This window comes from Corynebacterium intestinale, from assembly GCF_023574125.1.
GTDB lineage: Bacteria > Actinomycetota > Actinomycetes > Mycobacteriales > Mycobacteriaceae > Corynebacterium > Corynebacterium hesseae.
Genome location: NZ_JAMKFF010000016.1, coordinates 15,867 through 28,649 on the forward strand (window position 1 = coordinate 15,867; position 12,783 = coordinate 28,649).

General features: G+C 60.8%; 12 protein-coding genes. 8 read left to right on the forward strand and 4 right to left on the reverse strand.

Features of this window, described 5'->3' with window-relative positions; translation table 11 throughout:
- The first annotated feature begins 35 nt into the window (after positions 1-35).
- Positions 36-857, forward strand: coding sequence for a TrmH family RNA methyltransferase (locus M5J06_RS12240; protein WP_143335465.1), 822 nt, complete (start codon positions 36-38; stop codon positions 855-857).
- On the opposite strand, the gene M5J06_RS12245 is transcribed toward M5J06_RS12240, so the two are convergent.
- From M5J06_RS12245 to serC, 3 genes are all read right to left on the reverse strand, one after another.
- The gene (locus tag M5J06_RS12245) at positions 809-1,639 is read right to left on the reverse strand and encodes a DUF6928 family protein (protein ID WP_070531585.1); all 831 of its coding nucleotides are present in this window, start codon (positions 1,637-1,639) and stop codon (positions 809-811) included. The genes M5J06_RS12240 and M5J06_RS12245 overlap by 49 nt on opposite strands.
- A 13-nt stretch (positions 1,640-1,652) precedes the next feature.
- Positions 1,653-2,828: a septation protein SepH gene (gene sepH, locus M5J06_RS12250; RefSeq protein ID WP_239248583.1), complete on the reverse strand. Its 1,176-nt coding sequence runs from the start codon at positions 2,826-2,828 to the stop codon at positions 1,653-1,655.
- 154 nt (positions 2,829-2,982) lie between these two features.
- Positions 2,983-4,113, reverse strand: coding sequence for a phosphoserine transaminase (serC, locus tag M5J06_RS12255; protein ID WP_250224771.1), 1,131 nt, complete (start codon positions 4,111-4,113; stop codon positions 2,983-2,985).
- Between the two features lie 151 nt (positions 4,114-4,264).
- Between serC and M5J06_RS12260 the strand changes: the two genes are divergently transcribed.
- From M5J06_RS12260 to M5J06_RS12285, 6 genes are all read left to right on the forward strand, one after another.
- On the forward strand, positions 4,265-5,557 hold the full coding sequence (locus tag M5J06_RS12260; RefSeq protein ID WP_083303809.1) for a citrate synthase: 1,293 nt from the start codon (positions 4,265-4,267) through the stop codon (positions 5,555-5,557).
- A gap of 172 nt (positions 5,558-5,729) precedes the next feature.
- Positions 5,730-6,086, forward strand: coding sequence for an FKBP-type peptidyl-prolyl cis-trans isomerase (locus M5J06_RS12265; protein WP_010187736.1), 357 nt, complete (start codon positions 5,730-5,732; stop codon positions 6,084-6,086).
- A 153-nt stretch (positions 6,087-6,239) separates the two neighbouring features.
- Entirely contained in the window at positions 6,240-7,097 is an 858-nt protein-coding gene (locus M5J06_RS12270; protein ID WP_250224772.1) for an aldo/keto reductase, read from the forward strand.
- 436 nt (positions 7,098-7,533) lie between these two features.
- A complete protein-coding gene (locus M5J06_RS12275) occupies positions 7,534-7,878 on the forward strand; it encodes a DUF485 domain-containing protein (protein WP_070523091.1) in 345 nt (114 codons plus the stop codon).
- A 3-nt stretch (positions 7,879-7,881) separates the two neighbouring features.
- Positions 7,882-9,528, forward strand: coding sequence for a monocarboxylic acid transporter (locus M5J06_RS12280; RefSeq protein ID WP_070531594.1), 1,647 nt, complete (start codon positions 7,882-7,884; stop codon positions 9,526-9,528).
- A 49-nt stretch (positions 9,529-9,577) separates the two neighbouring features.
- Positions 9,578-10,612 carry a hypothetical protein gene (locus tag M5J06_RS12285; protein WP_250224773.1) on the forward strand — a complete coding sequence of 345 codons (1,035 nt, stop codon included), beginning with the start codon at positions 9,578-9,580 and terminating at the stop codon, positions 10,610-10,612.
- 23 nt (positions 10,613-10,635) lie between these two features.
- On the opposite strand, the gene M5J06_RS12290 is transcribed toward M5J06_RS12285, so the two are convergent.
- Positions 10,636-11,562, reverse strand: a complete 927-nt coding sequence (locus M5J06_RS12290) for a DUF1906 domain-containing protein (protein WP_250224774.1) — start codon at positions 11,560-11,562, stop codon at positions 10,636-10,638.
- Positions 11,563-11,732: 170 nt separating this feature from the next.
- On the opposite strand from M5J06_RS12290, the gene M5J06_RS12295 reads away from it, so the two are divergent.
- On the forward strand, positions 11,733-12,704 hold the full coding sequence (locus M5J06_RS12295) for a hypothetical protein (protein ID WP_250224775.1): 972 nt from the start codon (positions 11,733-11,735) through the stop codon (positions 12,702-12,704).
- The last annotated feature ends 79 nt before the right edge of the window (positions 12,705-12,783 follow it).

Sequence of the window (12,783 nt, forward strand, 5' to 3'; positions counted from 1 at the left end):
GGAGAACACGTGGCCCTGTGCCTAAACTAGGGGCCATGCGTTTTGTCATCGATGACCCCACAGACCCTCGCCTGGACGATATCCGCGATCTCAAGCACGCGGACAAGTCCGGCGAGGGTTTCGTTTTTGGTGAGGGCCCACTGTGCGTGGAGCGCCTGCTGGCCTCACGATTCCCGGTGCGCTGCATCATCGGCTTTGAAGGAAAGCTCGACACGTTCCTAGCGAACCACGATGTTGGCGATATTCCCGTCTATCAGGTCACTCGAGCAACGTTGGGGGAGGTCACCGGTTTCGACATGCACCGTGGGCTGGTTGCCGCGGCTGACCGCGCAGAGGCCTGGACCGTGGATGAAGTCATTGAGGGCGCTCGCACCCTGGCCATCATGGAAGGTGTGGGTGATCATGAGAACATCGGCTCGCTCTTCCGCAACGCCGCGGGCATGGATGTCGACGGCATCCTCTTAGGCTCGGGAGCTGCGGATCCGCTCTACCGGCGCTCGGTGCGCGTTTCCATGGGGCACGTACTGCGTTTGCCCTGGGCTCGGTTTGATGGCGGCTTTACCACCTGGCAGCGCGGGCTGGAGAAGCTGCGCGACCAGGGCTTCAGGCTGGTGTCGCTGACCCCGCATCCGGAGGCCGTGCACATCGCCGACGCCCTGGAGGGTGCGGATAAGGTGGCGCTGCTGGTTGGTGCGGAGGGGCCAGGCCTGACCGAGCATGCCATGCGCGCCACCGATGTGAGGGCGCGTATCCCCATGGCGGAGGGCACGGATTCCCTCAACGTGGCAACGTCGGCGGCCATTGCCTTCTACGAGCGCCAGCGCTCCCAGAGGCTCCGAGACGTCGACACCGCATAGCGGCGCACGAGCCCGCCGAGGTGCTTGGCGGTGCGGACGATCTCTTCGCCGGTGGATTCCGGCTCGAGGTCGTGCTCTTCGTAGTCGTCATAATCGTTGAGCCCCAGCTTCGCCACTGAGGTTGTGGCCACCTCAGCCACGGTGCGGCGCGGTGGGGGAGTATCGACCTTGGGCTCGGGGCGGCCGTCGGTGGCATAGCCCACGACGTCCACGTCTGGGCCGTCCTCGCCCACTTCGATGCCCAGCCAGAATTCCTGGGCTGCCTGGGTGATGGTGAGCGGCTCGAAGGGCAGGGCAATCCCACCTGCGGGCTCGTCCATCTCCCCGGCCCAGTAGGGGGCCTCAAAGGTTTCGGGCAGGCCATGATCCTCGTAGAGGTTAAAGCGCGTTCCACACAGGGAGCGGCGCAGGCGGCTGCCCGTCCAGTGCGCAAAGCCGGCATAGCCAGACTCTGGGTTAGAGGTGAAGGCGTAAATCTCTTCTGCCGGCACGGCCTCGCGCAAGGTGCGGGAGAGCTGCGAGAGGATCAGCTGGTCATCATGGATGATGGTTTGCACGACGGCCACACCGGGGTAGCCGCCGATGTAGAACTCGCTCGCGCCGGGTTCGGCGGAACGGTTAAGGGGGAACTGCCCGATAGGCGTTACCGGTAGGGAGGGGTTGAGTTGAGCGAGAAACTTGCGGCCGAAACCGCGGTCAGCCTTGGGCTCGCCGCGGAGAACCTCGGAGGGATCGGCGGCGGTGACGTACCAGAGAGTGAGAACGGCGCTTTGGGTATCCACGGCAGGCTACTCGTTAATCGCGGGGGCGCTTGGTAGAGGAACGAACGCCGAGCAGCACATCTTCCCAGTGCGGGGTGACGGCCTTGCGGCGGCGCTTGGCAGGCTTGGGTTCCGGATCTGGGTTCTGGAGGAAGTTCTCGTCTACGCCCGTTTCCTTCTCCTCCGGTTGAGCCGCTGCGCCCTCGTCGCGGGCATCTGCTTTTTCATCGGCGCCGGTCTCGGCGGGGTGCTCCCCACCGCGCGGGGAGGGAAGCACGGAAGGCTCGGCATTGACGTCAGTCTCCGCCTCAGTGTTCTCATTGCCATTGCCGGTGTACGAAGACAACTCCGTCACGCCGGGGGCTCCAGCGCGCGCGTCCTCGTTGACCTCTCGGCCCTCGGCATAGTCACGCCCATCGATGGCTTCGTCGTAGCGCTCGCCACGGCCCACGGAGGTCAGCGAACGCACCGGCTGCACGAAGTCCGGGTCCGTCAGGTCTGCGGCCACGGAATTGCGTGCCTCCACCGTGGCCGGGGAGGACATCGTCTGCTTGAAGGTCCACTCCGCTTCGTTGGCGGAAAGCCCCGTCTTCCACGTGATGCGCAGGATCCACGGTTCACCTTGATGGCGGTAGGCATCCCACGTTGCCTCCGACAGCGAGTGCCCGCGTGCGGCGAATGCGGTGGCCAGGATTTCCCACAGGGTGAGCTTGGCTGGGCCATCCTCGCGGATGGGGTGCGCCTGCTTGGCGACGTCCGCAATGCGCGCCCGCTCCAAAAGCACCGGGTGCGCGAAAGGCTCGATGCGGGATTCCGGAACGTCGAGCTCCTCGGCGATCTCAGCGGCGCTGGCACCGGCGCGGATGCGGGCTTGAATCTCATTGGGGCGCAGGCGGATTTCTTGCGCCTGCTGCGTGTGCTGAGTCTGCGGAGAGGAAGGAGAGCCACCAGAAGATGGCATGACGGTGTGCAAACCAGCAGAGCGCGAAGCCTGTGCAGAAGTGGGGGAGGAATCGTCGGTGGCGTCCCCGGCCTCGTGCGTGGTGTGGTCGGATGCCTCTTTCGCGGAGTCGGAGTCGGCGGAGTCGGCGGGAGCGAAAAGCTCGCGAAGCTCGTCGGTGACCTCGAGGAAGAACTCCTCACCATCCTCGGCCCGGAGGACGAGCGAGGTGTCAGTTGAGTCGCTGGGTGCGAGGAAAATCTCGCGCATGATGGCGCTCCTTAGCCTGGTAGCGGACATGTGATGAAATCCACTTTACCCAGAACATGCCCCGAACTCTGGCAAGAGCGCGGGGCATGTTGTATGACTCAACACATAGGTGCAATCAATGCTGTTGCGTGGTGCAAGGAGTGGCGGGCGAAGGCTAGCGGTTGTCCAAAACGTAATCGATAGCCTTGGTGAGCTTGGTGACGTCCGCAGAGTCGATCGCCGGGAACAGGCCCACTCGCAGCTGGTTGCGGCCCAGCTTGCGGTAAGGCTCGACGTCGAGAATGCCGTTGGCGCGCAGCGTCGCGGCAACCGCAGCTGCGTCGACGGAGTCCTCGAAGTCGATGGTGCCCACCACGAGGGAACGTGCGGCAGGCTCGGCCACGAAGGGGGTGGTCTCCGGGCGGGACTCTGCCCACTTGTACAGGACGTAGGAGTTCTCCGTGGTGCGCTTGACCATGCCGTCGAGGCCGCCGTTGGCGTTCATCCACTGAACCTGGTTCTCCAGCATGAGCAGCGTGGCTACAGCCGGGGTGTTGTAGGTCTGGTTCTTGCGGGAGTTGTCCACTGCAGTCTGCAGGTTGAGGAAGGCCGGGATGAAACGATCGGAGGAGTTGATCTTCTCGATGCGCTCCAGGGCTGCCGGGGACATTGCTGCCAGCCACAGGCCGCCGTCGGAAGCGAAGCACTTCTGCGGGGAGAAGTAGTAGACGTCGGCATCCGACATATTCACGGGCAGGCCGCCGGCGCCGGACGTGGCGTCGACGACGACGAGCTGCTCCGCGTTTTCGGGGTTGGGGCGGGTCACCGGAACCATGGCGCCAGTCGAAGTTTCGTTGTGGGCCCACGCGATGATGTCGGCGCCTTCGGCATCGGCTGCCTTCGGATCAGGTGCGGTGCCGACCTCGGCTTCGGTGACGAGTGGGGCGTCGAGCCAGGGGGCGGCGGCTGCGGCTTTAGCAAATTTAGAGGAGAATTCGCCGAAGCTGAGGTGGGCGGATTTCTTCTCAATCAGGCCGAAAGTCGCCGCGTCCCAAAACGCGGTGGCACCGCCAAGGGAGAGAACAATTTCATAGCCCTCTGGCAGGGAAAACAACTCGGAAAGCCCTTCGCGGATGGAACCGACGAGGTTCTTGACGGCTGGCTTGCGGTGCGAGGTACCAATGATGGTGCTGGCACCCGCGGTGATTGCCTCAATTTGGGAGGGGCGGACCTTCGAGGGGCCGCAGCCAAAGCGGCCGTCGGTAGGGAGGAGATCTGCTGGCAGGACGAGTTCTGAGTTGCTCATGTGGGCAGTGTAGCCTAATTTCGTTCGCGCATTAGATACTTTGCCAGGATTGCCAATGTTGGCAGAGTCACAGATTTTGCTAGAGTGTGAAGAGGTTTAGAACTGTCGCGCCGGCTGCGGTCGGCGTTGAACATTGAGGAAAGGAATATACGTGGCTTCTGAAAAGAACAAGGTTGTACTGCAGTACCCCGGCGGCGAGTACGAGATGGACATTAAGCAGTCCACGGAGGGTGACTCCGGCTTCGATATTGGCAAGCTCCGTAACGAGACCGGCCTAGTCACCTTTGACCCGGGCTATGCGTCTACCGGCTCTACCGAATCCAAGATCACCTTTATTAATGGTGAGGAAGGCATCCTCCGCCACCGCGGTTACGACATCGCGGACTTGGCTGAGAACGCCACCTTCAACGAAGTGTCTTACCTGTTGATCAAGGGCCACCTGCCCACCGAGGATGAGCTGTCCAAGTTCAACACCGAGATCCGTCACCACACCCTGTTGGATGAGGACTTCAAGGCAGCCTTCAACATCTTCCCGCGCAACGCGCACCCGATGGCTGTTCTAGCCTCCTCCCTCAACATTCTTTCCGCCTACTACCAGGACCAGCTCAACCCGCTGGATGAGGAGCAGCTGGATAAGGCAACCGTCCGCCTGCTGGCTAAGGTGCCGATGTTGGCCGCTTATGCTTACCGCGCATCGCAGGGTAAGCCCTACATGTACCCGGATAACAAGCTCAACGCGCGCGAGAACTTCCTGCGCATGATGTTTGGTTACCCGACTGAAGATTATGAGGTCGACCCGATCGTGGCCAAGGCTCTGGATAAGCTCCTTATCCTGCACGCTGACCACGAGCAGAACTGCTCCACCTCGACTGTCCGCATGATCGGCTCCGCTCAGGCCAACCTGTTCGTTGCTATCGCCGGTGGTATCAACGCCCTGTCTGGCCCGCTGCACGGTGGCGCTAACCAGGCTGTTCTGGAGATGCTCGAGGATATCCAGAACAACCACGGTGGTGACGCAACCGACTTCATGAACCGCGTGAAGAACAAGGAAAAGGGCGTTCGCCTCATGGGCTTCGGCCACCGCGTATACAAGAACTACGACCCGCGCGCGGCCATCGTCAAGGACACCGCTCACGAGATCATCGATCACCTCGGTGGCGATCCGATGCTGGACTTGGCTATGAAGCTCGAGGAGATTGCGCTGAACGACGACTACTTCGTCTCCCGCAAGCTCTACCCGAACGTCGACTTCTACACCGGCCTGATCTACCGCGCCATGGGCTTCCCGACGGACTTCTTCACCGTCCTCTTCGCCATCGGCCGCCTGCCGGGCTGGATTGCTCAGTACCGCGAGCAGCTTGAGCTCAACACCAAGATCAACCGCCCGCGCCAGATCTACACCGGCGAGACCCTGCGTAAGGTCACCCCGCGTAGCGAGCGCTAAACGGTAGCCTGAACGGTGGTCGTTAACAGGCCGCCGTGGCTTGACGTATAGCCCATACGCTGGGTTTCTAGGGCCGAGCCCCGCATCTCCGCTTATACTGGGGAACGTTGTGGCTCGGCCCACGCGTATGCGGCCAGCAAAGAAGAAAGTAATCCAAGGAGGATAATCCCCAATGGAAAAGCCCGTAATTGAGCCGGCAACGGAGCCTGCTCCCCAGGACCTTGTCATCGAAGACATCGTGGTGGGTGACGGTGCCGAAGCCCAGCCGGGCGGCTTCGTTGAGGTCCACTACGTTGGTGTTGACTACGAGACGAACCAGGAGTTTGACTCTTCATGGGGCCGTGGCCAGTCCATCGAGTTCCCGCTGACCGGTCTCATCGCCGGCTGGCAAGAAGGCATCCCCGGCATGAAGGTCGGCGGCCGCCGCAAGCTGGTCATCCCGCCGGAGAAGGCCTACGGTCCGGCCGGTGGCGCACACCCGCTGTCGGGTCGCACGCTGACCTTCGTCATCGATCTCATCCGCGCCTAGGGGAGAGGGCTTAGCCCTTTCTGTTTTCCTAAACGACGCCCTGCCCGGCCGTGCAGTAGTACACGGCAGGTCAGGGCGTTTCGCGTGCATGGGTTCGGATTAAAACGCTGAGGAGCTATGCTTCGCCCCCACAGGAAGCTAAAGTGCGGCACAATGGGGGATATGAGTGTCCCACAAACCACGTTCATTGATGACCGCGAGATGCCGCTGATGGGTCTCGGAACCTACAAGCTGCGCGGAGAGGATCTCATCCGCTCCGTGCGTGAAGCCATCGATCTGGGCTACCGCCACTTCGATACTGCGACTCTGTACGAGAATGAAGAAGAACTTGGGCAGGCACTGAATGAGGCCATGAAGGCCGGTGACGTAACCCGGGATGAGCTGTTTATCACCAGCAAGGTCTGGCACGACCATCACGGCAAGGACAAGGTAGGCCAAGCCTTCCGTGAATCCTTGGACAAACTGCAGCTGGACTACCTTGACCTCTACCTCATCCACTGGCCGTGGCCGCAGGGTGGGCTCTATGTGGAGACGTTCGAGGAGATTGCCCGCATGCAGGGCATGGGTCAGATTGCGTCGATTGGCGTGGCCAACTTCTATGAGGAAACCTTGCAAACCCTGATTGATGAGACCGGTATCGTCCCGGTTCTCAACCAGGTGGAGCTGCACCCGGGCTTCACCCAGCCGGAGCTGCGCGAATTCCACGCCAAGCACGGCATCGTGACGGAGGCTTGGTCGCCGTTGGCGCGCGGCGTTGTGCTCAACAACCCGGTGGTTCAGTCCGTCGCTGAGAAGCATAGCATCACTGCCGGACAGGCGGTGCTGGCGTACCTGCTGAGCAAGGGGATTTCTGTTATCCCGAAGTCCAGCCGCCGGGAGCGCCTTGCAGAAAACTTCGCTGCCGCAGAGGTTGAGCTTACGTCCGAAGACGTAGCGGCTCTTGATGCGCTTGATGGCCAGGAAGGCTTTGGCCGTATGTTCAAGGACCCGCGAGAGTTCCCTGGCGCCTAAAGCCGAAACACGTGGGGCGTATCAAACGCCCGCGAGCGGTGGAGCCCGCCTTCAGTGCCTTGCTCTTTCTTCTTATATCGTTAGGGGAGAGGGGGAGGACGCTGAAGGCGGGCTTTGTTGTGTGCTCAGGGGAGCGGGAATCGTGAGGGGTGGGGGAGTGAAGATCTGTGAAAGACTCTGTGAAGTTTCGGTTTGCTAAATTAGATTCTTCCTTTGGAATCTCCTGTGGGGGTGCTAGCAGCGAGATAGAAATCCCTTGTAGTTGCAGGGGTAGGGGGTAGCGAAAGTGTATGTTATTAACTTTTCTTGGCAGGATTTACAACCTTGCAAGAGCGGTTAGGTAACTTACTGTGCAAGACAAAACGTGATTGAAGACACTACCCCTTTGTCTCTCACCGCGGTTTGTGGAGAAAAGACCCCTTGTAAGGAGAGCGACATGACTGACGCACCTGCTTCGATTAACTCGCGCCGCGAACCTACGCCGCAAGAGTTCATCGAGATGCGTGACAGCCCGCAGTTTGCCAAGCTGCGCAGCGCGTACCGCAAATTCACCTTCCCCATGACTGTGGCGTTCTTTGTGTGGTACGTCCTCTATGTGCTGGCTGCGGTCTTTGCCCCCAGCTTCATGGCCATAGAACTTGGTGGCGGTTGGAACATCGGCCTTGTCTTTGGCCTCGCCCAGTTCCTGACAACCTTCATCATCACGTACATCTACGTCAACTACGCCAACAAAAACATCGAGCCGCAGGCAGCGGCCATTCGCCAGGAACTGGAGGGCTAAACAATGCAGACCATTACCTTGGCCGCAGCGGAATCCTCCGCCGGCAACCCGATTCTGAATATCTCAGTCTTCGCCGCCTTCCTTGTCGTCACCATGTACGTGGTGCTTCGCGCCGGCAAGTCCACGAAGGAAGCCTCTGACTTTTACACCGGCGGCGGTAGTTTCTCCGGCCGGCAGAACGGCCTTGCTATCTCTGGCGACTACCTGTCCGCCGCGTCCTTCCTGGGCATCGTCGGCGCCGTTGCGCTCAACGGCTACGATGGCTTCCTCTACTCGGTCGGCTTCTTCGTCGCCTGGCTCGTTGCACTGATGCTCGTCGCGGAGCCGATGCGCAACGTTGGCCGCTTCACCATGGCGGACGTGTTGTCCTTCCGCCTTAAGCAGCGCCCGGTGCGCGTGGCAGCTGCGATTTCGACCCTGTTCGTGTCGCTGTTCTACCTCATCGCGCAGATGGCCGGCGCAGGCTCCCTCGTGGCCGTGCTCCTGAATATTCACGATTTCAAGTGGCAGGCCGTCGTCGTCGGCATCGTGGGCATCCTCATGATCGTTTACGTTCTTGTTGGCGGCATGAAGGGCACGACCTACGTGCAGATGATCAAGGCCGTGCTCTTGGTGACCGGCGTGGTCATCATGTGCATCCTCACCTTTGTCTTGTTGAAGGGCGGCTTCAGCGCACTCTTTACCCAGGCGATTGATATGCACGCTAATTCCGAAGCTATCAAGGAAGGCGGCTACGAAGCCTCCCAGATCATGGAGCCGGGCCTGAAGTACGGCAAGAACCTCACCACCAAGCTTGACTTCATCTCCCTGGGTATCGCCCTCGTTCTCGGTGTTGGCGGCCTGCCGCACGTTCTCATGCGCTTCTACACGGTGCCGACCGCGACCGAGGCTCGCCGCTCCGTTACCTGGGCCATCGTCATCATCGGTGCCTTCTACCTCATGACTCTGGTTCTGGGCTACGGCGCTGCCGCCCTGGTTGGCCCGGACCGCATCCTCGCCGCACCGGGTGGTGCTAACTCCGCGGCACCGCTGCTGGCCCTGGAAATCGGTGGCTCCATCTTCATGGCGGTCATTTCCGCGGTGGCCTTCGCTACCGTTCTGGCTGTCGTCGCCGGCCTCGCCATTACTGCATCGGCCTCGATTGCGCACGACATCTACCACTCCGTTATCCGCAACGGTGAGTCCACCGAGGCTGAGCAGGTTCGCGTCTCCCAGATCACCGTGGTTGTCCTGGGTATTGTCGCCATCATTCTGGGCATCCTGGCCATGACCCAAAACGTTGCCTTCCTGGTGTCCCTGGCCTTCGCGGTTGCGGCATCCGCTAACCTGCCGACCATCCTGTACTCCCTGTACTGGCGCCGTTTCAACACCGCGGGCGCTGTGGCATCGATGTACACCGGTGTTATCTCCTGCTTGGTACTCATCTTCCTGTCCCCGGCGGTATCCGGTTCCCCGACCTCGATGTTCCCGAACGCCGATTGGTCCATCTTCCCGCTGTCCTCCCCGGGCCTGGTCACCATCCCGCTGGCCTTCTTCGCGGGCTGGATCGTCTCCATCATGACCCCGCCGGACAACCTGGAAGAGCTGTCCGCAGAGATGGAGGTTCGCTCCCTGACCGGTGTGGGTGTTGAGGCTCCGGTGGACCACTAAAACACCTAAAACGCTACGTTTCGGACGGTAGAGAGTAGACTCAGGTTCTGTGTTTTACTCTCAGCCTTCTCACAGGGCGGTGTCAGCGCGAGCTGGTGCCGCCCTTCTGGCGTGCGTGCTCGGAGCAGCGAGTCTTACTGCATGCTCGCCAGCACATGAAGAAGACTCCACGGCTGGCGGTTCAGCGCAGACCAGCGCACGCAAGCCTGGACCCATCACACATAGGAAAGGACAGCTGCAACTGGCAGCTGTCCCGGACTCAGTAGGTCAGTTCCTCAAGGGCGATGAGTCCAAGGCCATCACGTATTACCGCATTGAGACGGGCATGCACATGGGCTCGGCCACCGAACACCAGCCGCGTTATGCTTTGAGCCTGATCAAGCTCTACATCGCCACCTACGTGCTGGAACGCGGGTCCTTTGAGGACAAGTACGTAGCGCTGGACATGATTTCTGATTCCTCCGATGAGAGCGCCGGGAAGCTCTTTGAGAAATACCCGCGGTCCATCGATTCAATAGCCAAGGAATACGGGCTGAAGTCTACGTCCGCGGGGGAGGACTGGGGGCATTCCATGACCTCTACCTATGACGTGGTGCGGTTCATTGTCCAGCTCATGGAGGATGATCCGACGCACCCTGTGCTGGTGGCGATGTCCCACGCCGATGCCGTATCGGCCGATGGATATGAGCAGAACTATGGCACCGCGAAGCTAAGCGACGTCGTGGGCTCTAAGTGGGGATGGTCGGACAGCAAGGACCGCCATTCCTCGGTGTCTTTTGGGGAGAACTTCGTTGTAGCTGCGTCCATCGAAGGAAGCGCTCAGGAACTCACGTCCTATGTGCGCAAGGAAATCACCGGTAAGAACCTGGTGAAGGGCAACAACCTGAATAAGGAGGCGCTGGCCAACCCCAGTGCTGTTGCCACGCGCTTGGCGACGTCCACCGCTACCACCAGAGCGACCTCCACAACGTCCGCGGCGACGTCGCCAACAGCAGCGTCCTCATCTGCGGAGCCGTCCTCCACTGCGTCCTCGCCGGCTTCGAGTTCTAAGGCTTCGGCGTCGAAGACGACTGCGGCGAGGTAGGGGACTGCGCTGCAGTAAGGCGTTTAGCCCATGGACTTGCGCACGGTGTTGAGGATATCCACCGCGCCGCGCACTTGGTCATTGCTGATGGAAGAACCAGCAATGGTGATGCCATCACTGCTCACACTGGAGCCTCGACCAGTGGGATCCGGCAGGGCGATGTTGGGCAGCGAGACGTTGTCCGGCACGGCCGGGATGTCCTTGACCTTGGGCGGCGTCACCGCGCCTTGGCCCGGGGTCCACTGGCCCCAGTCATTGGCATAGACGGTGTTAATATCGCAGGTCACGCCGTCGATGGTGGCCTGGTTCTTTGCCTTCTGGTGGATGGTGGTGTGCGGGTGAATCTTGCCGCCCGAGCCCCAATCGTGCATCCAGTAGAACTGGCCAATGCGGTCGGCAACGCACCAATCGATGACGTTGTAATTGCCGTATACGCCGGTCTGGTAGCCGGCCGCGCTCAGCGCTGTCGAGAAGGCCTTGAGGTAAGGGCGGATCTGGTTTTCATACTGGGGGCGGGTGGGGTTGTCATCGATAGCGATGTAGATGGGGCGGCCTGTTGGCCCGCCGGCAGCCTTGTGGATGGCGATGGCCTGCGGCGCGTGGATAGCAGCGCCCGCAGCGCCGTTGAGCCAGTCGGCGGTGTCGGCGCGTCCGAACTGGTAGATGGAGGCGGTCTTCAGACCGGCAGCAGCGTTGGCCTTCGTCTCCGCCAGCGTGACCGGCTTGCCCTTCATCCAGTCGGCGCCGGGGCGACGCTGGGAAACATAGCGGATGGCGCCAAGGTGGCCTGCGGCCTTGATCGCGCGCGCAGAAGGGACACCGGCTGAGAAGTCAATGATGGTGCCCACAGCTGGGCCCACAGCGAGGGCGGCAGGTGCTTGGCTGCCTATGGCGCCGGCGGTCAGCGCGAGAGCGCCAGCTTTGATAAGTGAACGGCGGGACAGAGACATAGTGGAGTTCTCCTAGCGGGGTCAAGCGAGCTGATAAAGATGGGAGCGAAGAAAGTATCTGCAGTCACTTTAGTCACGATGGTCTAAAATTGCACCACAATTAGTTTGGGTGGGTACACAGGTGCGCCTCGCAGAGTTTTCGAGGCGCATGGGATCCTAAGGACGGAGGAGTGAGCGTGGCCGAAGAGCTGAGAATGCGGTTTGTGCAGGGAGACAGCGTTGTCCGGCTTAATCACCAGCAGTTCAGCGATGCCGAGGTGCAAGCGGTTCTCCACGGCTACATCGAGAACTGTCGCCTGAATTCCCCGTGGATCCTTGATACTCGTAAAGAAGGCAACACTCTCGTGGTGGAGCATCTTTTCCCGGCGGAAGAATTCATTGAGGTAAATAGCGACCGCATGGATATCGATGCCGACTTCGTCGAGTCGCTGCCCCTGACGTATCCCATCGTGTTTGAGATTCGATCTGGCTACCTGCGCATCCACAAGCCGCTGGCAGCCAGATACGGTGCGCTCCTCTCTGACTTCATTCGAGGCCTCTGGGAATTGCTGTTGCAAGGGCAGATGCACTACCTGTGGGACCACGGCTTTGCGCAGTGCGGCGGAGTGGGAACAATCCAGCTCAATGCCTATGGGCTGCTGGAGCCGGACGAGCCGCTCATTGGGTTCTATCGGGTAGACGTCGACATGCAGCACGAGGCCTGGGCGTACATCACCCCGCAAGGGCTCATTCTGGTTTTCGACGATGACGACGTCCTTGCCTTCGACAAAGTGGACATGCGCAATCCCTCGATTCCCTCTGGAGTCTTTTCTTTTAGCATGCTCAAGGCTGAGGTTGTTGGAACCGGTGGCGGCAAGACCATAAAAACCTCGTTGAGCCCGAAGGACCTCGGGGAACTGGACCAGGCACGAGCGGATATCCGCACCATGTTGTCCTCACCGCATCAGGGCCGGCCGCGCCGCATGGCGGATCCCAACCCGCTTCCCTGGCTCCTGGTGGACGGCGAAGAGCTGGGCCACATGGCGCAAGCGGATCTTGAGCGCTATCGCCGTCGGCGCAGCGATGCTGGGCGCAACCCATTCGGGGATGGCTTAGGCAACGTGTGTTATGTCCATGGGCTTTTTGGACACGGAGTCCAGTAACTTTTTGGGCTAGGAGTCCAATGACTTTTTGGACGTGGAGTCTCCCTGCTTTTTGGGCAGGGAGTCTTTGGTGTTTTTG